Genomic DNA, 21,224 nt, shown 5'->3' on the forward strand with positions numbered 1-21,224 from the left:
ATCGCGGCCAGCAGCATCAGGACAGGGAAAAGTTCTTCAAACGTTCTTCCAACCGCCCGATCGTCGCCACATCCGCATTGGCGAAGGCGCAACGCAGGTAATCCTGCTGGCTTTCGCCGAAATAGGCACCGGGGATCGAGATGATGCCGGCCTGCTTCGCAAGCTTCTCCGCCACTTCCGCGGAGCCGACGCCGTGGAAGGGATGCCGCACGAAGGCGAAATAGGCACCGATCGCACCGATCTTCCACTCCGGAACTGCTTGCATCACCGCCTTCAGGGCTTCGGCGCGGCGGCCGATCTCCTGGCGGTTTTCCTCGCGCCAACCGCCAAGCAGCGGCAGCGCCTCGGCGACGGCAGCCTGGGCCGCGCGCGGCGCGCAGATCTGCAGATTGTCCATGATCTTGGCGATCTGCTCGATCACTTTTGCTCCGGCCGTAATTGCACCGAGCCGATGGCCGGGAATGCAGAAGGATTTCGAGAAACTGTAGAGGCCGATCAGCGTCTCATCCCAGCCGTCGAGCCCGAGCAATCCATGCGGAGCCTTGCCGGCCTCGGGCATGAAGTCCCTGTAGGTCTCGTCGAGGATCAGCCAGATTCCCCTTTCCCGGCAGAGCTTGAAGATCGCTTCGAGCAGGGAAGGAGGATAGATGGCACCGGTCGGATTGTTCGGGGAAACCAGCGCCAGCGCCCGCACGTCGCCGGTGATCGCCTTTTCGAGATCGACCAGATCGGGCAGGAAACCGTTTTCGGCCCGGCAAGGAACGAACCGCGTCTTCACCCCCATCATGGCGAGCGTCGTCTCGTGGTTGAAATAGAAGGGCTCGATCATCAGAACCGTCTGGCCGGGTCCCGCAACCGTCATGGCCGCGCAGACGAAGGCCTGATTGCAGCCGGAGGTGATGTGGATGTTTTCCGCTTCCACGCGAGCGTAGACATCCGAGACATGCTCCGCATAGGCTTGGCGAAGCGACATTTCCCCTTCGATCGGCCCGTAACCTGTGAAAGCCGCGGAAGAGGCCGTCTCGCCCAAGAGACGCAGCATATCCGGATGCGCCGGATAGCCCGGCACCGCCTGCGAAAGGTCGATGAGCGGCCCCTTGGAGCCGTCATAGGCACGCCCCCAGGCGAAGACGGAGGGAACGGGCGGCGGGCTCAGCTTTTCGACGAGGGCATTGAAGGCGGGCATCGGTATTTCCAAAGGGGCGATTGATTTCACCACCTTCTTTACCAGATTATCGCCGGACGCAAGGAGAACCGGACATGGCCGACGACCTTCAACCGCCAGATTCCAAGCTCACCATCACTAAGCGAAAATGGGCTGAACAGGGAAAGTTCCTGACCGGCCGCATCTCCCGCCCGGAAACCGAACGCCTGCCGCCCGGCCAGCACCTGGTGAAGAACTGGCCCGTCCTCGATCTCGGCCAGCAGCCGCAGGTCACGACCTCACAGTGGCGGCTCGACGTTCGCGGCCTCGTCAACCATCCCCGGACCTTCGACTGGGTAACCCTTCAGGCTCTACCGCAAAGCGAGATGCGCTCCGATATCCATTGCGTGACGACCTGGTCGCGCTACGACAACCACTGGAAGGGCATTTCCACGCATGATTTCCTGGACGCGGTCGATCCGAAGGACGAGGCGGTTGCCGTGATGTTGACGAGCTACGACGGCTATACCACCAATCTGCTGCTTTCCGACTTCGCCTCCCCCGACGCGATCCTCGTTACCGAATGGGAAGGCCAGCCTCTGACGCGGGAGCATGGAGGGCCGGTGCGCCTCGTCTTGCCGCATCTCTATTTCTGGAAGAGCGCCAAATGGCTGCACCGGATCGAGTTCCTCGACCGGGACCGCGCCGGCTTCTGGGAAAGCAATGGCTACCATATGCGGGGCGAGCCCTGGGCCGAGGAACGCTATTCGGGCGATTGATTTAAGCCCTCACCCCGCTTGGACGGGGTGAGGGCTATCTCAGATCAACTTATCAAGCGTGATCGGCAGATCGCGGACCCGCTTGCCGGTCGCGTGGAACACGGCATTGGCGATCGCCGGCGCGACGCCGACGATGCCCACCTCGCCCACGCCCTTGCCACCCAGCACCGAGGCATTGAGATCGGGGATACCGACTGAGATGACCTCGATATGCGGCACATCGGCATTGGTCGCCACGAGGTAATCCCCGAGATTGTTGTTGATGACCCGCCCATTGCGGCCATCGACCAATCCCTCCTCCAGCAAGGCCTGCCCGATACCCATGATAATGCCGCCGCGCCACTGGCTTTCGGCGAGCTTCGGATTGTAGATCCGGCCGCAATCGAAAGCGGAAACGATGCGCGAGACACGGATCGTGCCGAAGTCCTCGTCGACCCTCACCTCGACGAAATGCGCACACCAGCTATACATCGAATAGTCGCCGGCGGTCGGCCCCTGGATGGCCGTCATGGTCGTCCAGGCGCGCTTGTGTCCCTCCGGCCCCTGATCCGCTTCCGGAAGCGTGTTGCGGCGGGTCTCGATCAGATCGCGTCCCGTAGCGGACATCAATTCCGCCACCGTAAGCGACGGTCCATCGCCGCGAGGCACGGCAATCCGACCATCGGTGACAGTCAAGGTGTTGGCGCCCGTATCGCGGAAGGGCGAATTGGCATCGTTGAGGGCAAGCCCGATCAGCTCTTCCCGCGCCGCCGTCGCCGCCTTGTGTACAGCGCCGGTGATCGCGCCCGCCAGCATCGAGCCGCCCGCCACGGTCGCGCCCGGCAGCGACGAGTCGCCGAGCCGGACATCGATTTGTCCAACCGGAACGCCGAGCGCTTCGGCAGCCGTCTGGGCAAGGATCGTATAGGTCCCCTGCCCCATGTCGATTGCGCCGCTGACCACTTCCACCGTGCCGTCCGAGAGAAGGCGGATCATCGCCTCGCTCGCTGCCCGCAGCACCGGAAATGTGCCGCAGCCGACGCCCCAGCCGATAAGTTGGCGGCCGTCCCGCATGGAGCGCGGCTCGAAGCTTCGCTTCGCCCAACCGAAGGCTTCGGAACCCGCCGCAAGCGCTTCGCGCATCTGGCGGGTAGACCAGGGCTTGCCCGATTGGGGGTCGTGTTCGGCATAGTTCCTGAGCCTGATCTCGACAGGATCGACACCAGCCGCGTAGGCGAGTTCATCCATCGCGCATTCCAGCCCGAAAGCGCTAGGGTTCTTCCCAGGAGCACGCAAGGCACCCGGCATCACGGTATTGGCCGGCACCAGCCGGTGCTCGGAACTGAAATTCGGCACCGCATACATGAGAGGTGTGGCGGCGCTCGTCTGCTCCGGAAAATCGGCATAGGTGGACGTCTCGCTGGCTCCGCGATGCACGATCGCCTGCAGGATGCCGTCGGAATTTGCGCCGAGTTCCAGAGTCTGGCGCGTCGCCGCTCTTCCGCCATAGGAGGTAAAGTTCTGCGGCCGTGTGACAGCGAGCTTCACCGGTCGGCCGAGCCTGCGGGCCACCGCCGCTGCGACAGCTCCATAGGCGTAAACGGCTGCCTTGGAACCGAAGCCCCCGCCGATGAAGGGCGATAGGAGGCGCACGTTTTCGTCCGGCAAGCCGAAGAGTTCCGCATAGGAACGCGCCATGCCGTGCGTCCATTGGCTCGGCTCCCAGATCGTCAGCCGGTCGCCGTCCCATCTGGCCGTCAGCCCATGCGGCTCGATCGGCACGTGATATTCACGCGGCGTGCTGTATTCCGCCTCGATGCGCAACGGCGATGCCGCGAGCGCCTCTTCGGCATCGCCCCAGGCAATATTGAACTGGTCGACCAGCTTGCCCTCCCCGGCATTCGGAGAGTCCATGCTGGCAACGGCGGTCGTCTCCTCATAGGTGACCTCGACCAGCCGTGCCGCTTCGGTCGCCTGCTCGAGCGTCTCGGCAATAACGGCGGCGATGGCCTGGCCGTTGAAGGCGACTTCACGCGGAAGCGGATGATAGGGCTGATCGTCGGGGCGATTGCCATACCAGTCGGAGGCGACCTTCAGCTCCAGATCGGTTTCGGGCGTAACGACCAGAAGTGTGCCGGGCGCCGCCTCTGCCTTCGTCGTATCGACCTTAACCACCCGGCCGGCCGCGATCGTGCTTTGCACCAGCACGGCATAGGCGAGCCCCTCGACGGGATGCTCCAGCGCATAGGTCGCGCCGCCCGTGATCTTCAGCTTGCCGTCGAGGCGCGAAAAGCGTCCACCGAGCGCGCCATCGGAGGCATCGCCCTGTTTGGTGCGGGTTTCCATGATGGTCATGCCAGACCTCCCATTTGCAGGATGGCGCGCGCGACGACACGCGGCGCAAGTTCGATCTTGTAGCGGTTGGCCCCGTGGGAAACGGCGCCTTCCATGGCGAGACGGCTTGCCTTTTCCACGGAGGCCGCATCGAGAGCCTTGCCGACGAGAGCCTGCTCGACGGCACGCGCCCGCCACGGCTTGGTGGCGACCCCGCCAAGCGCGACGCGGATGTCGCGGACCGTCCGGCCGTCCTCCTCCAGCTCGAGACCGACCGCAGCACTAGCCGCCGCGAATTCGTAGGATTGCCGGTCGCGGACCTTGAGATAGGTCGAATTCTTCGCGGCCGGCGACGCGGGGATGACGATGCCCGCGATCATCTCTCCCGGCTCGATGACGGTATCCCGATCCGGCCTGTCACCGGGTGTCAGGAAAAACTCATCTGCCAGCACGGTCCTTCCGCCGAGATCGACGGAAGCATCGAAAGCGACGAGCGCGACCGCCAGATCGCCGGGATAGGAGGCGATGCAGGCCTCGCTCGTGCCGAGCACCGCATGGTTGCGGGTGACACCACCGATCGCCGAGCAGCCGGAACCCGGACTGCGCTTGTTGCAAGCGGGAAACGTGGCGGGATCGCGGAAATACGGACAGCGCGTCCGCTGCAGGAGATTGCCGCCGACAGTCGCCATGTTGCGAAGTTGGGCGGAAGCCGCCAGCAGCAGTGATTCCGAAACGGCGGGGAAGTTCGCCCGGATCGCGGGGTGATCCGCCACTTCGCCCATTTTGGCGAGCGCGCCGATTCTTGCGCCGGCCGCGTCCATTTCGATATCCGAAAAGCCCGGCAGGTGCGTGATATCGATGACCGCTTCAGGTTCGAAGACACCGCACTTGGCGAGATCGAGAAGCGTAGTACCGCCGGCAAGCAGCATGGCACCTGATTGGATGGCAGCCTGACGGGCTTGATCCGCCGAGGTCGCGCGGGAATAGGAAAAATCTCTCATCACGCCGCCTCCGCCGCTTCGCGGACCGCCGCGACGATGCTGTTATAGGCCCCGCATCGACAGAGATTGCCGGCCATGTATTCGCGGATTTCCTCGTCCGACCCGGCATGCCCCTCGCGGATGCAGGCAACCGCCGACATGATCTGGCCCGGCGTGCAATAGCCGCATTGGAAGGCGTCATGCTCCAGAAACGCCGCCTGCACGGGATGCAGATCGCCGTTTTCCGCGGCCAAGCCCTCGATCGTAGCAATCTGGCGGCCTTCGACCTGGGCTGCCAATGTCAGACAGGAAAGCACGCGCTTGCCGTCGACATGCACCGTGCATGCCCCGCACTGGCCCTGATCGCAGCCTTTCTTGGTGCCGGTGAGTTCCAGATGCTCGCGCAGAGCATCGAGCAGGGTGACCCGCGGCTCGACATCGAGTTCGCGTGTCTTTCCATTGATCTCCAGTGAAAGATGAACCGTTCGTGTCATGGATCAAGCTCCTGCCATCGTCACGAGAATGAGATTTCGATATTGGAATGGGCTGGCAATCCGGCCCTGGCGCCCTAGCTATGGGTTACGGGATGGCCATGAGTGGGTTTCGGCATGACATCCCGCCTCCTTCTGGGTTAAGAGGTGGAAGGCACTCCAGTTAAGCGGAGGAGCCTCCGTTTAATCTAGCGACTTGCCGGCTCCGGTCAAGTCCCCAATGTGCCTGGAGCATTATTTTGGCCTCGGCCGAGCAGAAACCTGCCCCTCCCACGACAAAGCTACGCGCAGACGCGCGCCGCAACCGCGAGAAACTCATCGAGGTCGCGGCAGTCGCCTTTGCGGAACACGGCGTGGAAACCTCACTCGAGGACATCGCCCGAAAGGCCGGCGTCGGCATCGGCACGCTCTACCGGCATTTCCCAACCCGCGAGCATCTGGTCGAGGTCATCTATCGCCGCGAACTCGAAAGCCTTGCGGCTGCAGCAACGGAGCTTGCGCAATCACACGCACCGGATGTGGCGCTGGAGGAATGGATGCGCCGCTTCGTCGGCTATATCGCCGCCAAGCGTGGCATGGCGAACAGCCTGAAAATCCTGATGGGCACCAATTCTTCGTTGTTCGCGGAAAGCTTCGGACGCATTCGCAGCGCGTTCGAGGGACTGCTGAAAACGGCGGGCGATGCGGGCACCATCCGCAAGGACATCGACACGACGGACCTGCTGCACGCTCTTTCGAGCATCTACTCCATGCCGGATACGCCGGAATGGCGCGATCGTTCCCATCGCCTCATCGGCCTCCTGATGGACGGCCTGCGCGCGAAAAAATAATCAGCCGCCTTCAGCAATTCGCCGCAGGCGTTCGGCGGTTTCATCATTCGCCGGAAAGAAGGACTCCACTGCCAGTTCCGACAGAGTGACGTCGACCGGCGTTCCGAAGACGGTGGTCGTGGAAATGAAGGAGAGCAGACCGGCCTCGGTGCGCAATTCCAGCGGAACGGCGATGCCGGCATAATCGCTGGAGGCGGCTTGTTTCGGCGAGGGATTCGGAAAGGGATAGGCCGCAAGCTCTTCAAGAAGAGCGGAGAGAACCGGATCGGCGGTCATCGCGATCTGCTGGTGCAGCCGTTCCAGGAGATGATGCCGCCATTCGGCGAGATTGGCGATTGCCGGAGCGAGACCTTGCGGATGCAGACTTAGCCGCAGCACGTTGACCGGCGGCTCCAGAAGGGCTTGGTCAACAACACCCGCAAGAAGTGGCGCAAGCGCGCCGTTCGCTGCCACCAGCGTCCAATGCCTGTCCACGGCCAATGCCGGAAACGGCTCATGCCCCTTCAATACCATCTCGACCGCGCGCCTTGCTGGCGCAAGCGCCGGATCGTCCAAGGATCGCTCGGCAAAGACGGGCGCGAAACCGGCGGCAAGCAGCATGGGATTGCGCTCGCGAAGCGGCACGCCCAGCCGCTCGGCGAGATGCAGCAACATCTCGCGGCTCGGTTGGGAACGTCCGCTCTCTATGAAGCTGAGATGCCTTTGGGAGATATCCGCCTCCAGCGCCAGATCGAGCTGGCTCATGTGTCGGCGGCGGCGCCAGTCGCGAAGATAGTCTCCCAAAGGACGGACGGCGATCGTCATGCGGCTGCCGGAACCTGATCAAGGAAGCCGTGCACAGCCTTCAGACGTCCGCCTTCGATGAGCGCGAAGTCCGTGCCCTTGATGAGCGCTTCGCCATCGGCGGGGCCGAAACCCCAGGAAAAGCGGAGATTGTCTCCATGACCATCCGCCTCGCCGATCAACTCGAAGCGGAAGCCGGGAAAGCGCTCCTGCACGGCGGCAACCAACCCGTCGATTTCGGCATGGCCCCGGCCCTGCATCAACGGATCGACATAGATCGCGCCCTCGGCCCAGCTTTCCGCAATCAGCGCCTGGCGGCGGGCAGGATCGGTCTCGTTCCAGACGGCGAGGTAGCGGTGGACGGTCTCGTTTGCATCGGTCATCTTCTGTCTCCTTTGATCGCCCGGACCATCCAGGCAGCGCGATCATGCGGGAACCGGCATCCTTCTATCAATTACGCGTCAGGTAATCAAAGCAGCGCGATACATGGACGGCCACGAGGATGTGACGAGCAAAACCGCTCTCCAAAGGTTAGCCTGGCCTGAGGAGGAAGCCATGTGGACGGATATCGGCAGGTTCGGATCGCGTTTGGAACCGGGAAAGCTCGCCTGGGAAAGCGGCCATTCCACATTCCTTAGCACAGCTCCGGGCGAAGGAAGTTTCGCGTTTTCCGGCGTAACGCTCGGCATCGTTCTTCGCTCTCTTCCCTCCCACCACGCCGCATATGGCAGCGACAGGCGCCGCCATATGCCGCTGTCAGCCGGCCAGGGCTGGCTCTTTCCCGCCGGCTTCGACGGCTGGTGCCGCTGGGATGAGCCCAATGATTTCCTCAATCTCGAAGTCGGCGCCGGGTATCTTGCGGATGCCGACCTTGAGGTGCCGACCGCTTTCCGGCCGCTGAAAGGCGACCTCGACCCGCTGCTCGTACAGCTCGGCCTCAATCTGCACGCCGCGGCAAGGGAAAGCTCCACCCTTTACCGCGACAGCCTGGCAGCCGCATTTGCCACCCAGCTTGCCCGCGTCGTGACCGGCGTGAACGAACAGGATCGACGAATAGACCCCCGTCTCGGCCGCGCTCTGCAATACATCCACGATCATCTGGCCGAGGACATCACGCTCGCCGATCTCGCTGCCGCAGCGGCAATGAGTCCGTTCCATTTCTCCCGCTGCTTCAAGGCGCAAACCGGGCTTGCGCCCTATGCCTTCGTCATCGCGCGGCGCATGGAAAGAGCCAAGGAGCTGCTGCGGGCCACGCGGTTGCCAGTGGCCGAGATCGCCTGGCGCGTCGGCTACAGGAACCCGGCGAAATTCGCCACACAGTTCAAACGTCTTACCGGCGCGACGCCCGGTGAGTGGCGCGGCAATTGAAGAGCAGGATCGGATCGCTCTTCCGCAGGATTGGGACCTGATCACGAGGGAAGAAGGCGCTAGCCCTTGAGAAAAAGGGAGAAGCGCCGTGTCCATGATGAATTCTTTCGCAATCCTCGCGGTCTCGGGCCTGCTCGTCGCAAGCTCGAATGCCTACGCCCAATCGAGCGAGGCCAATATCCAGATCATCCGCGATTATTATGCCGCCTACGCCACCGGCAATCCGGAAGCGGTCAGGCCCTTCCTGGCAGAAAACATCGTCTGGCGCATTCCCGGCCATCATCCGCTTGCAGGTGAAAAACGCGGCGTGGACGAGGTGGTCGCCTTCTTCGCAGGTCTCGCCAAGGGCCGCTTCAAGGCCGAACCGACATTCTTCCAGGCGCAGGACGATCTGGTGGTCGATATCCATCGCGGCTGGAGCAATGTCGGCAGCGGACCGGAGATCGACCAGCTCTACGCACTGATGTTCCGCATCGAAGATGGAAAGATCGTTGAGGCGACGAATTTCCTCACCGACATGCACCAGTCGGACGCGTTCTATTGGGCACATTATCCGCTGAACCCACTGCCGCAACGACTGGCCGAGTAAGGGAGAAGGCGATGTTACGCAACCTTTCCCTTGTCATTGGCGCAGTCCTCATGGTCTCGGGGAATGCCGCCGCCACACCTGCGGAAGAGGCAAAGATTGCAGCGGCGATCTCCGCGGTCGCCATCTATGCCGACAACCGTGAGTTCGCGGCCCTTGAGGATTTCTTCGCCTCCGAAACGCTGATCGATTACACCTCTCTTTGGGGCGGCGAAGCGCAGCGCTTTACGCCGCAGGCGCTTATGGCTGCCTGGTCCGGCCTTCTGCCCGGCTTTGACGCTACGCGGCACCAGCTTTCAGATATCAGGGTGGAGCAAAACGGCGAGCACGCAAATGCCACTGCCAGAGTAACGGCCGCCCATTGGCTGGAAGATGCGACTTGGACCATCTCCGGCTTCTACGACTACGCACTGGTGCGCAGCGACTCGCAATGGCGCGTCTCGGCACTGACCTTCCATCTTACCGATGAAAGCGGAGATCGCGGCCTGGTCCGGAAGGCGGCGGAAAAGGTCAGTGCCAAGGCGGAATGACGAATTTCAGCCGATTTACCGGTTCTTGAACTCCGCCTGACGTTTTTCGACGAAGGCCGCCATCCCTTCCTTCTGGTCCTCGAAGGCGAAGAGGGAGTGGAAAAGACGGCGCTCGAAGCGCAGGCCTTCGGCAAGTCCCATCTCCTCGGCGCGGTTGACCGCTTCCTTGGCCATCATCACCGCCGGCAGCGACATGCCCGCAATGGTTTCGGCGGTCTTCAACGCATCCGAAACAAGATCCGCAGCCGGGACGATGCGGGCCACCAGCCCTGCCCTTTCGGCTTCGACCGCATCCATCATCCGGCCCGTTAGGCACATCTCCATGGCCTTGGCGCGGCCGACGAGCCGCGTCAGGCGCTGGCTGCCGCCCATCCCGGGAATGACGCCGAGCTTGATTTCTGGCTGGCCGAACTTCGCCGTGTCGGCGGCAAGAATGAAATCGCACATCATCGCAAGCTCGCAGCCACCGCCGAGCGCGAAGCCAGCGACCGCCGCGATCATCGGCTTGCGAACGAGCGTCAACCGGTTCCAGTCCGAAAACCAGTCGTTCACGTACATGTCGACAGAGTTGTGTTCCTGCATCTCCTTGATGTCCGCGCCGGCCGCGAAAGCCTTTTCCGAACCGGTGATGACGATGCAGCCGATCTGAGGATTGCGGTCGAAGGTTTCTACCGCTTGCAGCAGCTCTTCCCCGAGCTGCCGGTTGATGGCGTTGAGCGCCTTCGGGCGGTTGAGGGTAACGAGGCCCACACGCCCCTTCTCTTCTGCGATGATCGTCTCGTAGCTCATCCTCTCGCCTCTCCGGTCTTTTGCGACTGTTCACGGAAATAGTTGATGATGGAGGAAAAATCCTCCCCACCCCGGCCGAGCGCGTTGAAGGTCTCGTAGAGCTCGGCGGCATGCGCGCCCATTGCCGTCTCGGCACCGGCCGCCGCAGCAGCTTCTTGCGAAAGCTTCAGATCCTTCAGCATCAGCGCCGCGGCAAAACCCGGCTTGTAGCCGTTATTGGCAGGCGAAGTCGGCACCGGCCCAGGGACCGGGCAATAGGTGTTGATCGACCAGCACTGGCCGGAAGATGTGGAGGCTACATCGAACAGCGCCTGATGCGAGAGCCCAAGCTTTTCGGCGAGCACGAAGGCCTCGCAGACGCCCGCCATGGTGATACCGAGGATCATGTTGTTGCAGATCTTGGCAGCTTGCCCCGCGCCGGAATCTCCGCAGTGGACGATGCGTTTGCCCATCTTCTGCAGCACCGGCTCGCCCCTCGCGAAAGCTGCCTCTGCGCCGCCCACCATGAAGGTCAGCGTTCCTGCCGTAGCGCCGCCCGTGCCACCCGAAACCGGCGCGTCGAGCGAGAGGCAGCTGGCTTCCTTTGCCAGCATATGCGCCTTGCGAGCGCTTTCCACGTCGATCGTGGAGCAATCGATCATCAGCGTGCCGGGCTGCACCGCCTTGACGAGTTCGCTCCAGACCGAGATGACGTGCTTGCCGGCCGGCAGCATGGTGATCACCACGGAAGCATCCTTCACCGCCTCCACAGCGCTTGCAGCGATCATGACGCCGTTTGCGGAAGCGGTTTCCAGCGAGGCCGCGGCGAGATCGAACCCATTGACCCGGTAGCCCGCCTTTACCAGGTTTGCCGCCATCGGTCCGCCCATGTTGCCGAGACCGACGAATGCGATTGCTTCAGTCATTGGTGATCCTCCCTGCTTTTCATTTCGCATGCCGCGTCTGCCCGATGATCGATCGCGCGACGATGACGTTCATGATCTCGTTCGTACCCTCCAATATCTGATGGACGCGCAGGTCGCGTACGAGCTTCTCGACCCCGTAATCCGCCAGATAACCGTAGCCGCCATGCAGTTGCAGCGCGTCGTTGGCGACGTCGAAACAGCGGTCGGTCACCATCCTCTTCGCCATGGCGCAAAGCATGGTGGCATCCGACGCCTTCTCCTCCAAAGCCAGCGCCGCGCGCCACAGGAAGGTGCGCGACATCTCAATATTCGCAGCCATGTCCGCCAGCTTGAACTGCAGCGCCTGGAACTCCACGATCGGCTGGCCGAAAGCCTGTCGCTCGCGGGCATAGGCGAGCGCCTTGTCGAACGCCGCTTGCGCTCCACCGAGGGATGCGGCCGCGATATTGAGCCGCCCGCCGTCAAGCCCCGCCATGGCGATCTTGAAGCCGTCGCCTTCCGCGCCGAGGCGGTTGGCCACCGGCACCCGCGCACCGTCGAAGATCACGGCGCGGGTCGGCTGGGCGTTCCAGCCCATCTTCTTCTCATTGGCTCCAAAGGAAAGGCCCGGCGTATCTTTCGGAACCAGCAGGGTAGAAATGCCCTTTGGCCCCTCCTCGCCGGTGCGAACCATCACGACGTAGACGTCGGAGGCGCCCGCACCGGAAATGAACTGCTTCTGCCCCGAGAGCACATAGTGCTCGCCGTCGCGAACCGCCTTCGTCCTCAGCCTCCCGGCGTCCGACCCGACGCTCGGCTCAGTCAGGCAATAGCTGGAAAGCTTGTCCATCGAAAGCAGGCCGGGAAGCCATGCCTGCCGCTGCTCTTCCGATCCGAAGCGATCGATCATCCATGCGCACATGTTGTGGATCGAAATATAGGAGCCGACCGCCGGGCAAGCTCGCGCTAAGGCCTCGAAGATCAGGACAGACTCCAGCCGTCCCAGGCCGGAGCCGCCGATATCGTCGCGCACATAGATGCCGCCCATGCCGAGAGCCCCGGCCTTGCGGATCGTATCCACGGGAAAGTGCTTGTTCTGATCCCATTCGATGGCGAAGGGGGCGATCTCCTCCGCCGCAAACCCCTCGGCCATTTCGCGAATGGCAATCTGCTCATCGCTGAGAGCGAAATCCATTCCATCCTCCTCCGGCTGTTCGTCACAGGCCTTGCCAGGATGTGGCACAAGGCGGTGCAACACGCCAGTCCGTCCTTGGTCTAGACCGGACCTCCGGTCCTGAAAAGAGCCGAGGATTTTCATTCCGTCATAATTGGTCGGTTTACTATGCTCACGCGAGACGGAAGACGCACACTACCGATACGATATTTTAAGGCAGGAGCCGTATATGTTGGTATCGATCCGTCGATGCTTTGGGGAATGGGTGAGGTCCATAAAGGGGGCAATGATCACTGACAAAGCCGAGACCGAAACGACCGTCGGATTTCCTCCGGCAGGGTCAGCGCATTCCCGCTTGCGCTGGCATCAGTCGCTCTTTGGCAAGATCACGCTCTTCCTGATCGCAGGCGTCATCTCCGCCTATGGCGTTGGCGCTCTGGCCGGACTGCTCATGGTGGAGCGGAACTCCCAGGAACAGTGGCGCCGCCAGGCGGAAATGAACGCCCAGATCGCCAGCTTCACAGTCCGCAACATCTACACCTTCGTGGCAGTCGAGGCGGACCCGTCCGGCCAGATCATCCGAATTCTCAGCGAGCGGCCGCTCGGAGACGACGAATCGGTTCTCGATACCGGCTTCAATCCGGTCGACGTCCTGGCGCTTGCCGCGGCGCAGACGAAGAACGAAGTCTGGCTTTTCCGCTACGACAAGGAAACCGGCAGCCTCATCAGCTCCGCCGATGCCACGGGCGCTACATCCGGCGAGCATCTGGCTTTTCCAACGCCGCATCTGCCGAACAATTTCTTCACCGGCTTTGCCACGATCGGCGAAAGGGAGCATTTCATCGCTTCCCTGCCGGTCGCCACCTCGGCGGGCGAGCTTTTAGGGTCCGTCGTCACGAGCATCGGCGAGGCGGAAGAACTTCTGCGCACGCGTGACGACCTGGTCCGCAATTCATTCCTTGCCCTCATCGCCATGCTGGTCGTGATCAGCCTGGTCGTGACGCTGGTCATGCGGAGGCTTTTCCGCCCGGTTCCCGCGTTGGTAAAGGCCCTGACGCGCATCGCCCGGGATGATACCGGCACTGTTACGCCCTTCCAGGGCCGGCACGACGAGATCGGCCGCCTTGCCGTCGCGATCGAAACGCTGCGGGAAGCGGTGGTCGAACGCGAGAACCTTCGCCAGGTCCGCGAAGTGGCCAAGCAGATGGAGCATATGGCGCATCACGATTCCCTGACCGGACTGCCCAATCGCGCCTTCTTCAACAAGGCGCTGGCCGATGCCATCGAGACGACGGCCTCAGAGGGAAGCCGCTTCAACGTCATGCTGCTCGATCTCGACCGCTTCAAGTCCGTGAATGATACGTTCGGCCACGCTGCAGGCGATGCTCTTCTGGTTGCCGCAACCGAGCGCGTCGCGATGCTGCTCGGCCCCAAGGATATCGCCGCCCGCCTCGGCGGCGACGAATTCGCCCTGCTGCAATGGGTGGATCAGGACCCGATGTCCGAAGCTTCGCGGCTCGCAGAAGCCGTCGTGTCGGCGATCGGAACCCCCTTCACCATTCTCGGCAATCGGATCTCGATCGGCACAAGCGTCGGAATTGCCTGCGCGCCCTCCCACGGTGCAACGGCCGCGACCCTTCTCAAGAGCGCCGACGTGGCCCTCTACTGTTCCAAGACCCGTGGCCGCGGCAATCATAGCTTCTTTACGGAAAGCATGGTGATGGCCACTCCGAACCTCTATGCGCTGGAGCAGGACCTCGAGATGGCGCTGGAACGCGGACAGTTCGCGCTGCATTACCAGCCGATCGTCACCGTCGCGGGAGGCAAGATCGCTGGTTACGAGGCGCTGCTGCGCTGGCGCCATCCGGAACACGGCATGATACCGCCGGACCGGTTCATCCCGCTTGCCGAGGAAACGGGCCAGATCGTCAAGATCGGCGAATGGGTTATCCGCCAGGCCAGTCGGGATGCCCGGCAAATGCCGGAGGACACGGTAGTCACCGTCAACATCTCGGCCATCCAGCTTCACCATCGCAGCCTGGTGGATACGCTTCGTTCCGCACTTGCCGAAAGCGGGCTTGCGCCTTCCAGGTTCGAGGTGGAAGTCACCGAATCCGTCATGCTATCCGATGCGATCGCCTCCTCGGTGATCGGGGAGATCGACGCGATGGGCGTCGGCATCGTGTTGGACGACTTCGGAACCGGCTACGCATCGTTGAGCTATCTCCGAAAGCTCCCTATCCGGAAAATCAAGATCGACCGCAGCTTCATCGACGGGCTTGCCGCGCGGACGGAGAACGGAGCGCTCGTCAGCGGCATCGTCCAGCTCGCCAGAAGTCTCGGAATACAGACAACGGCGGAAGGCGTGGAAAGCGAAATCGAATTGGAATTGCTGCGGCTCGCCGGCTGCGATCTCGCCCAAGGCTACCACATCGGCAGGCCGGCGCCTCTCACGCGGGCGTCAGCCCCCATCAAAAGATCGCCGATCCGCACCTCGTCAACGGGAGCATCGTGAAATGCCTGTACGCGTTGCGAAGCTATTTTCCCACGAAAGCCGAAGAGTAGGCCGATATCTTGCCTCAGCCCTGCTCATTGCCTCGCTCTGTCCAGCGACCTCCGTTGCGCAATCCACGGAAGACACGCTTGCCGCGATCGCAAACACCAAAACGATCACGATCGGCTACCGGGAAGACGCTCCTCCCTTCTCCTACCGTCTGAGCGACGGCAAAGTCGTCGGCTACTCGATCGATCTGTGCCGACGGATCGCCGAAAGTGTCCGGCAGCATCTCAAGCTCGACAAGCTGGAGGTCATGCTGGTTCCCTCGACAGCCGCGACCCGCTTCGTGCTGGTCAAGAGCGGCAAGGTCGATCTCGAATGCACCACCACCACCAATACCGCGGAGCGGCGCGAGCAGGTGGCCTTCTCCTATCCGCATTTCATGACGGCGACGCGCTTCGTCTCCCGCAAGAGCGACGGGCTGACCGGCATCAAGGACTTGAGCGGTCGCAGCGTTGTCTCCACCACCGGGACCATCAACGTGGAGCAGTTGAACGCACTCAACCGGCGCGAAAACCTCAACATCTCCGTTCTCCTGGCCAGACAGCACGCCGATGCGTTCGCCATGGTGGAGAAAGGGCGAGCCTCGGCATTCGTCATGGATGGGATTTTGCTTGCCGCACTCGTCGCCTCATCGAAGGACCCGGCCGCCTTTGCCATTTCCGAGGATACGTTCGGTCCGCCCGAACCCTACGGCATCCTGATGCGCAAGGATGATTCCGCCTTCAAGGAGGTCGTCAACGATGCGCTGAGGGAGGTGTTCGTCAGCGGCGAGATCTACGAGATCTACGAGAAATGGTTCATGTCGCCGATCCCGCCGGACAACCGAAATCTCAACCTGCCGATTTCACCCACAATGCAGGCGGCATTCGAGAGCCCGCACGAATACCTCGAGTGAAGGAGGTCGCCTTGCGTGTTTCAGCCATCTTCCGATACGTATCTGCGGCGATCTTCGCCGCTGTCCTCGCAGCCGCGCCGCAAACGCGGGCGGAGGCTCCTGCGTCAACTCTCGAGCGCATAGCCGAGACCGGCAAGATCCGCATCGGCTATGGCGATTCGCCGCCTTTCTCCTATACCGACAAGGACGGAACCATCGTCGGCTACTCGATCGACATCTGCAAGCGCCTGAGCGAGGAGTTGAGGGAAAGGCTGCGCCTTCCGGCCATCGGGATCGAATATGTCTTCCGGACACCCAGCAATCGGGTGCAATTGCTGAACGACGGCGCGATGGACATCGAATGCAACAGCAGCACCAACACGCCGGAGCGGCGGCGCAGCGTCGCCTTCACCCGCAGCCATTTCTATGTCGCCACCCGCTACGTCGCCTTGGCGAAAAACGATCTGCGGACGATCGAAGACCTGAGAGGCCGAACCGTGAGCGTGGCGCTGGGCACGGTCAATGTCGGCCAGATCAACCAGCTCAACCGGGAGCGTAAGCTCAATCTCTCCATCGTGACGTCCGACAGCGTGCAAGGGGCGTTCGACATGATCACCAACGGCATGGCCTCCGCCTATGCCATGGACGAGGTGCTCCTGAGCGCAATGATCGGGCGTACCGGAAATCCGGAAGACTATACGGTCTCGACGGAAGTGGTGGCCGAGCCGCAGCCCTATGGTTTCATGGTACGCCTGAGCGACACGGAATTTCATGACGCGGTAAATACGGCGCTGGCGAAAATCTATGCAAGCGCGGAGATGCAGGAGATCTATGATCGCTGGTTCACGCGCCCCATCCCGCGCGACAATGTCAATCTGCACCTGCCAATGAGTGAGACTTTGAGGCGTTCCTTTGCCGATCCCGGCCGATAGGACGGAAAAATCTCATGACCGCCGATGCCAACTATGGCAGGGAGGTGATTGCTGCACTTATCTAAGTATATTGATTGTGGGGCAGGCGATCGGGACGGTGTAGCATGGCTGATCTGGCAGAGGGCGAAGTCCGGCCCTTCCTCGAAGGACAGGAATACGAACTAGGTTTCTATGATCAGCTCAGGCTGATGTCGCGAGCCTTCTGGGCCTCGCCGGTCCGTAACCGCGTGGTCGTGCTCGCTTTCGGGCTGCTCGCGATCATCCTGCTGACGACCTATGCCCAATACCGCCTCAACCAGTGGAACGTACCGTTCTACAACGCCCTCGAGCGCCGTGATCTCACCAGTTTCATCGAACAGTTGAAGGTATTCGCCGTCATCGGCGGGTCGTTGCTCGTTCTGAATGTCGTACAGGCCTGGCTCAACCAGATGGCCGCCCTCTACATGCGCGAGGGCCTTTCCCGCGATCTCGTAAACCAATGGCTGAAACCGAGGCGGGCGCTGCAACTTGCGCAGGTGGGTGTGATCGGCGTCAATCCCGATCAGCGCCTGCACGAGGATGCCAGGAACCTCTCCGAAATCACGACGACGCTTGCAATCGGCCTGGTGAGTTCGACGATCCTGCTCGTCAGCTTCATCGGCGTGCTATGGGCTGTTTCGGCGAACTTTTCCTTCAGTTTCAGTGGCAGGGAAATCGTCATTCCAGGTTATATGGTCTGGGCCGCCCTGCTCTATGCCGGTTCGGCCTCGATGCTGAGCAACCTCGTCGGCGGAGGCCTGCCGATCCTCAATTCCGAGCGCTATTCGAAGGAGGCGGAACTCCGCTTCGCGCTGATGCACGCCAACGAGAACCTGACGGCGATCACGCTCGCCAACGGGGAGGAGAGCGAGAGGCGGCGTATCCAGCTTTCGATCAGCACCGTGCTTGGGGTGATCCGCCGGCTGGTGACCGCCTATACCAACCTGACATGGGTTTCCGCCGGCTTCGGATGGCTGTCGACGATCGCACCCATCCTGATCGCCGCTCCGGTCTATTTCTCCGGCAATCTTTCCTTCGGGGGACTGATGATGGCGGTCGGCGCCTTCAATCAGGTGAATGCCGCCCTGCGCTGGTATGTGGATAATTTCCGCCAGATCGCCGACTGGAAAGCGGCTCTGATGCGCGTTTCGACCTTCCGCAACGCCCTCGGCATGATCGAGATCGCGCCGCCGCGAAGCGAAATCCGATGCCTGGAAAGCAGCGACGGGACGATGCGCATACGGCACCTCGAGGTATTTTCCGGACCCGAAGAGCAATACGGGCTGCGCTTGCCGGACGAGGAGGTCGTCATCAGGCAGGGAGAGCGGCTGATGATCAACGGCGACCCCGGCGCCGACCGGCGCATGCTCTTCCAGGCTCTTGCGGGCATCTGGCATTGGGGCCATGGCGAAGTTGTCCTGCCGACCAAAGACCGCATGCTCTTCATGCCCCAGAAGGGCTATCTGCCGGCTGTCACGCTGCGTGAGGTTCTGACTTACCCGGCCAATCCCGCCGACTATGACGATGAGAGCCTGATGCTGGCCTTGAACGACGCGGGCCTGGTTCGCATGACGCGCCTGCTCGATTCGGCGGATCGCTGGGACAGGGTTCTGGACGAGGACGACCAGGTGCGGCTGCGCATTGCCAACGCGCTCATCCTCGCGCCGCGTTGGCTGATCATCGAAAATGCGCTTGAAGGCCTGGATCGCGAAACGCAGGAAACGCTCGCCCGGCTGCTCGCCGGAATGCGGGAGACGACGATCGTCTATATCGGCCGCTCGGACGTCTACCACGAAATCCTGTCGCCGCGGCAGATACATCTGGAGGTGATTGCCGGCGGCCAGGCAAACGGCTCGAAATAGGCGAGCTTCACTCGCCCGATATGGCGGTGGGGCGCGGCGGCGAGCGCCGCGCCCCAGCTTGTCAGAAGCCGATATAAGGCAGGACTTCCACGCCGCCGCGATAGATCATTTCCAGCGCGACATAGAGGATCACGGCCAGACCGACATAGGCGATCCAGCGGTGCTTGTTGAGGAGGCGCGCGATGAAGCTCGCCGCGATACCCATCAGTGCGATCGACAGCACGAGACCGAAAATCAGCACTTCCGGATGCTCGTGAGCAGCCCCTGCGACGGCGAGAACGTTGTCGAGCGACATCGAGACGTCAGCGATGACGATCTGCCAGGCGGCCTGCGCAAAGGTCTTGCGCGGCGCATTGCCGGCAACTGTCCCGTCCGCGTTGAGATCGGCATTCTCCAGAGCTTCCGTCGCTTCTTCTTCCTGCCCGTGGTTGGCGCGCAGTTCACGCCACATCTTCCAGCAGACCCAGAGCAGCAGGATACCGCCGGCGAGCAGCAGTCCGACGATCTGAAGGAGCTGTGTCGTGACGAGGGCAAAGCCGATACGCAGCACGGTCGCGGCGATAATACCGATGAGAATCGCCTTGGCGCGCTGCTCCTTCGGCAGGCCGGCGGCCGCAAGGCCGATGATGATGGCATTGTCCCCGGCCAGAACAAGGTCGATCATGATGACTTGCAGGAGCGCCGAAAAGGCCTCCGGCGTGAAGAATTCAGTCATTTGGCACCCGATCTCTTAAAATCTCAAAAGAGGGGCACCTGCATGCGTGGCCGACGCAATGGATCGATCGTTCTGAAGCCGCATATGCCGCCGCTGCAGAGTAGATCGTCAGAGTTATCGCCGGATTTCCACGGACACCAGGCACCCAGTTAGACGATCCAGTCCGACATCACAGCTCATGCGAGCTGCCAGAGGGGCCCGGTCTGGTGGCGAGACAATTAGCCTGAGGAAATAAAAAATCAAGTGGCCATAATACTGTCCACATTGACTGCCCCGCCTATCCCGGCTTTCGAACGGTATCGCCACCCTCCTTAACGGAACCGGATGTGGTGTAACCGCATTGACAGCGCTATGTTCATGAAGAAGAAATCTGCGACCTCTATCGGGATATCCTGCATATCCTTCGTCCCATCCGATTCCACGAAGAGTGAACAATGAAAGTAGCAGTCGCCGGGCTGGGTTACGTCGGTCTCTCGAATGCCGTCCTGATCGCCCAGAACCACGAAGTCGTCGCCGTCGACATCGCTCCGCAGCGCGTCGAAAGCGTCTTGAATCGTAAGTCTCCGATCGTGGACCCCGATATCGAGGCCTTCCTTTCGACCCGAAAACTGAACCTTACCGCGACGACGGACGGCAGCAAGGCCTACAGGGATGCGGATTTCGTCATCGTGGCGACGCCGACCAACTACGACCCGCAGACCAACTATTTCAACACGAAGGCAGTCGAGGCCGCGGTGGATACGGTCCTTTCCGTCAACCGGAACGCCACCATCGTCATCAAGTCGACCATTCCCGTCGGCTACACGGAACATTTGCGCAAGCGGACCGGATATCGCGACATCATCTTCTCGCCCGAGTTCCTGCGTGAAGGTAAGGCGCTGCACGACAATCTCTATCCTTCCCGGATCATCGTCGGCGACAAATCCGAAAGGGCCAGGATCTTTGCGGAACTGCTGCAGGAAGGGGCGATCCACAAGGACGCTCCCGTCATCTTCACCGGATCGAGCGAGGCGGAGGCGATCAAGCTGTTCGCCAATACCTATCTCGCCATGCGGGTTGCCTATTTCAACGAGGTGGACACCTATGCCGCCTCGCGCAGCCTGGCGACCAAGGAAATCATCGACGGCGTCTGCCTCGACCCCCGGATCGGCAGCCATTACAACAATCCCTCCTTCGGCTATGGCGGCTACTGCCTCCCGAAGGATACCAAGCAATTGCTGGCGAACTACAGCGAAGTTCCCCAGGCACTCATCCGAGCGATCGTCGATTCCAACTCGACGCGCAAGGACTTCATCGCCGACAGCATCTACCGCATGGACCCGAAAGTGGTGGGCGTCTACCGCCTGACCATGAAGGTGGGATCGGACAATTTCCGTGATTCCTCCGTCCAAGGCGTGATGAAGCGCATCAAGGCGAAGGGCATCGAGGTCGTGGTCTACGAGCCGTCCTACAACGAGCCGGAATTCTTCAGGTCGACGGTCATCCGCGATCTCGAGGAGTTCAAGGCGCGCAGCGACGTGATCCTCGCCAACCGCATCACGCCCGAGATCGCCGACGTTAAGGACAAGATCTATACGCGCGATCTCTTCGGCGTGGATTGAGCGGCCGGCCG

20 protein-coding genes are annotated in these 21,224 nt (G+C 61.8%); 10 read left to right on the forward strand and 10 right to left on the reverse strand.

Annotation, left to right across the window (positions count from 1 at the left end; all coding sequences use genetic code 11):
• Positions 1-16 precede the first annotated feature (16 nt).
• Positions 17-1,186, reverse strand: coding sequence for an aminotransferase (locus tag YH62_RS14435; protein ID WP_046794899.1), 1,170 nt, complete (start codon positions 1,184-1,186; stop codon positions 17-19).
• 74 nt (positions 1,187-1,260) lie between these two features.
• Between YH62_RS14435 and YH62_RS14440 the strand changes: the two genes are divergently transcribed.
• Positions 1,261-1,923: a sulfite oxidase-like oxidoreductase gene (locus YH62_RS14440; protein WP_046794900.1), complete on the forward strand. Its 663-nt coding sequence runs from the start codon at positions 1,261-1,263 to the stop codon at positions 1,921-1,923.
• 39 nt (positions 1,924-1,962) lie between these two features.
• On the opposite strand, the gene YH62_RS14445 is transcribed toward YH62_RS14440, so the two are convergent.
• Genes YH62_RS14445 through YH62_RS14455 form a run of 3 tightly spaced genes read right to left on the reverse strand, consistent with a single transcriptional unit; the run spans position 1,963 to position 5,710 of the window.
• Entirely contained in the window at positions 1,963-4,257 is a 2,295-nt protein-coding gene (locus YH62_RS14445; RefSeq protein WP_046794901.1) for a xanthine dehydrogenase family protein molybdopterin-binding subunit, read from the reverse strand.
• A complete protein-coding gene (locus YH62_RS14450; protein ID WP_046794902.1) occupies positions 4,254-5,237 on the reverse strand; it encodes a xanthine dehydrogenase family protein subunit M in 984 nt (327 codons plus the stop codon). The genes YH62_RS14445 and YH62_RS14450 overlap by 4 nt, the downstream gene beginning before the upstream one ends.
• Positions 5,237-5,710: a (2Fe-2S)-binding protein gene (locus tag YH62_RS14455; protein WP_046794903.1), complete on the reverse strand. Its 474-nt coding sequence runs from the start codon at positions 5,708-5,710 to the stop codon at positions 5,237-5,239. Before YH62_RS14455 ends, YH62_RS14450 begins: the two co-directional genes overlap by 1 nt.
• Positions 5,711-5,946: 236 nt before the next feature.
• Here YH62_RS14455 and YH62_RS14460 point away from each other — a divergent pair, with 236 nt between their 5' ends.
• Positions 5,947-6,537, forward strand: coding sequence for a TetR family transcriptional regulator (locus YH62_RS14460; RefSeq protein ID WP_046794904.1), 591 nt, complete (start codon positions 5,947-5,949; stop codon positions 6,535-6,537).
• On the opposite strand, the gene YH62_RS14465 is transcribed toward YH62_RS14460, so the two are convergent.
• Positions 6,538-7,341, reverse strand: coding sequence for a helix-turn-helix transcriptional regulator (locus tag YH62_RS14465; RefSeq protein WP_046794905.1), 804 nt, complete (start codon positions 7,339-7,341; stop codon positions 6,538-6,540).
• On the reverse strand, positions 7,338-7,703 hold the full coding sequence (locus tag YH62_RS14470) for a nuclear transport factor 2 family protein (protein WP_046794906.1): 366 nt from the start codon (positions 7,701-7,703) through the stop codon (positions 7,338-7,340). Before YH62_RS14470 ends, YH62_RS14465 begins: the two co-directional genes overlap by 4 nt.
• A gap of 172 nt (positions 7,704-7,875) precedes the next feature.
• On the opposite strand from YH62_RS14470, the gene YH62_RS14475 reads away from it, so the two are divergent.
• From YH62_RS14475 to YH62_RS14485, 3 genes are all read left to right on the forward strand, one after another.
• The gene (locus tag YH62_RS14475) at positions 7,876-8,688 is read left to right on the forward strand and encodes an AraC family transcriptional regulator (RefSeq protein WP_052760409.1); all 813 of its coding nucleotides are present in this window, start codon (positions 7,876-7,878) and stop codon (positions 8,686-8,688) included.
• 94 nt (positions 8,689-8,782) lie between these two features.
• The gene (locus YH62_RS14480) at positions 8,783-9,277 is read left to right on the forward strand and encodes a nuclear transport factor 2 family protein (RefSeq protein WP_082118348.1); all 495 of its coding nucleotides are present in this window, start codon (positions 8,783-8,785) and stop codon (positions 9,275-9,277) included.
• Positions 9,278-9,288: 11 nt separating this feature from the next.
• A complete protein-coding gene (locus YH62_RS14485) occupies positions 9,289-9,804 on the forward strand; it encodes a nuclear transport factor 2 family protein (RefSeq protein WP_052760410.1) in 516 nt (171 codons plus the stop codon).
• A 15-nt stretch (positions 9,805-9,819) separates the two neighbouring features.
• On the opposite strand, the gene YH62_RS14490 is transcribed toward YH62_RS14485, so the two are convergent.
• From YH62_RS14490 to YH62_RS14500, 3 genes are read right to left on the reverse strand one after another with little or no spacing between them, the layout of a single operon-like run.
• Positions 9,820-10,593, reverse strand: coding sequence for an enoyl-CoA hydratase (locus tag YH62_RS14490; protein ID WP_046794907.1), 774 nt, complete (start codon positions 10,591-10,593; stop codon positions 9,820-9,822).
• A complete protein-coding gene (gene mmsB, locus YH62_RS14495) occupies positions 10,590-11,498 on the reverse strand; it encodes a 3-hydroxyisobutyrate dehydrogenase (protein ID WP_046794908.1) in 909 nt (302 codons plus the stop codon). Before mmsB ends, YH62_RS14490 begins: the two co-directional genes overlap by 4 nt.
• A gap of 19 nt (positions 11,499-11,517) precedes the next feature.
• Positions 11,518-12,672 carry an isobutyryl-CoA dehydrogenase gene (locus YH62_RS14500; RefSeq protein WP_046794909.1) on the reverse strand — a complete coding sequence of 385 codons (1,155 nt, stop codon included), beginning with the start codon at positions 12,670-12,672 and terminating at the stop codon, positions 11,518-11,520.
• A 265-nt stretch (positions 12,673-12,937) separates the two neighbouring features.
• On the opposite strand from YH62_RS14500, the gene YH62_RS14505 reads away from it, so the two are divergent.
• The 4 genes from YH62_RS14505 (at position 12,938) to YH62_RS14520 (ending at position 18,897) form a co-directional block, all read left to right on the forward strand.
• Entirely contained in the window at positions 12,938-15,166 is a 2,229-nt protein-coding gene (locus YH62_RS14505; protein ID WP_052760411.1) for an EAL domain-containing protein, read from the forward strand.
• Position 15,167: 1 nt separating this feature from the next.
• The gene (locus tag YH62_RS14510; RefSeq protein ID WP_082118350.1) at positions 15,168-16,106 is read left to right on the forward strand and encodes an amino acid ABC transporter substrate-binding protein; all 939 of its coding nucleotides are present in this window, start codon (positions 15,168-15,170) and stop codon (positions 16,104-16,106) included.
• Positions 16,107-16,117: 11 nt separating this feature from the next.
• Complete coding sequence (locus tag YH62_RS14515) at positions 16,118-17,017, forward strand: amino acid ABC transporter substrate-binding protein (protein ID WP_046795108.1); 900 nt, start codon at positions 16,118-16,120, stop codon at positions 17,015-17,017.
• A 104-nt stretch (positions 17,018-17,121) separates the two neighbouring features.
• Positions 17,122-18,897, forward strand: a complete 1,776-nt coding sequence (locus tag YH62_RS14520) for an ABC transporter ATP-binding protein/permease (protein ID WP_046794910.1) — start codon at positions 17,122-17,124, stop codon at positions 18,895-18,897.
• 61 nt (positions 18,898-18,958) lie between these two features.
• Here YH62_RS14520 and YH62_RS14525 read toward each other — a convergent pair whose 3' ends face one another.
• Complete coding sequence (locus YH62_RS14525; RefSeq protein WP_046794911.1) at positions 18,959-19,612, reverse strand: TerC family protein; 654 nt, start codon at positions 19,610-19,612, stop codon at positions 18,959-18,961.
• 434 nt (positions 19,613-20,046) lie between these two features.
• Between YH62_RS14525 and YH62_RS14530 the strand changes: the two genes are divergently transcribed.
• Positions 20,047-21,213, forward strand: a complete 1,167-nt coding sequence (locus YH62_RS14530) for a nucleotide sugar dehydrogenase (RefSeq protein WP_046794912.1) — start codon at positions 20,047-20,049, stop codon at positions 21,211-21,213.
• Positions 21,214-21,224 lie beyond the last annotated feature (11 nt).

It is taken from the genome of Rhizobium sp. LC145 (assembly GCF_001005825.1).
Classification (GTDB): domain Bacteria; phylum Pseudomonadota; class Alphaproteobacteria; order Rhizobiales; family Rhizobiaceae; genus Neorhizobium.

Bases quoted from the DNA above. Each gene is read 5' to 3' on its own strand.
- YH62_RS14445 (WP_046794901.1), bottom strand. From the start codon at position 4,257: ATGACCATCATGGAAACCCGCACCAAACAGGGCGATGCCTCCGATGGC.
- YH62_RS14485 (WP_052760410.1), top strand. From the start codon at position 9,289: ATGTTACGCAACCTTTCCCTTGTCATTGGCGCAGTCCTCATGGTCTCG.
- YH62_RS14500 (WP_046794909.1), bottom strand. From the start codon at position 12,672: ATGGATTTCGCTCTCAGCGATGAGCAGATTGCCATTCGCGAAATGGCC.
- YH62_RS14520 (WP_046794910.1), top strand. From the start codon at position 17,122: ATGGCTGATCTGGCAGAGGGCGAAGTCCGGCCCTTCCTCGAAGGACAG.
- YH62_RS14450 (WP_046794902.1), bottom strand. From the start codon at position 5,237: ATGAGAGATTTTTCCTATTCCCGCGCGACCTCGGCGGATCAAGCCCGT.
- YH62_RS14525 (WP_046794911.1), bottom strand. From the start codon at position 19,612: ATGACTGAATTCTTCACGCCGGAGGCCTTTTCGGCGCTCCTGCAAGTC.
- YH62_RS14480 (WP_082118348.1), top strand. From the start codon at position 8,783: ATGATGAATTCTTTCGCAATCCTCGCGGTCTCGGGCCTGCTCGTCGCA.
- YH62_RS14475 (WP_052760409.1), top strand. From the start codon at position 7,876: ATGTGGACGGATATCGGCAGGTTCGGATCGCGTTTGGAACCGGGAAAG.
- YH62_RS14440 (WP_046794900.1), top strand. From the start codon at position 1,261: ATGGCCGACGACCTTCAACCGCCAGATTCCAAGCTCACCATCACTAAG.
- mmsB (WP_046794908.1), bottom strand. From the start codon at position 11,498: ATGACTGAAGCAATCGCATTCGTCGGTCTCGGCAACATGGGCGGACCG.
- YH62_RS14435 (WP_046794899.1), bottom strand. From the start codon at position 1,186: ATGCCCGCCTTCAATGCCCTCGTCGAAAAGCTGAGCCCGCCGCCCGTT.
- YH62_RS14490 (WP_046794907.1), bottom strand. From the start codon at position 10,593: ATGAGCTACGAGACGATCATCGCAGAAGAGAAGGGGCGTGTGGGCCTC.
- YH62_RS14455 (WP_046794903.1), bottom strand. From the start codon at position 5,710: ATGACACGAACGGTTCATCTTTCACTGGAGATCAATGGAAAGACACGC.
- YH62_RS14470 (WP_046794906.1), bottom strand. From the start codon at position 7,703: ATGACCGATGCAAACGAGACCGTCCACCGCTACCTCGCCGTCTGGAAC.
- YH62_RS14465 (WP_046794905.1), bottom strand. From the start codon at position 7,341: ATGACGATCGCCGTCCGTCCTTTGGGAGACTATCTTCGCGACTGGCGC.
- YH62_RS14530 (WP_046794912.1), top strand. From the start codon at position 20,047: ATGAAAGTAGCAGTCGCCGGGCTGGGTTACGTCGGTCTCTCGAATGCC.
- YH62_RS14505 (WP_052760411.1), top strand. From the start codon at position 12,938: ATGATCACTGACAAAGCCGAGACCGAAACGACCGTCGGATTTCCTCCG.
- YH62_RS14510 (WP_082118350.1), top strand. From the start codon at position 15,168: ATGCCTGTACGCGTTGCGAAGCTATTTTCCCACGAAAGCCGAAGAGTA.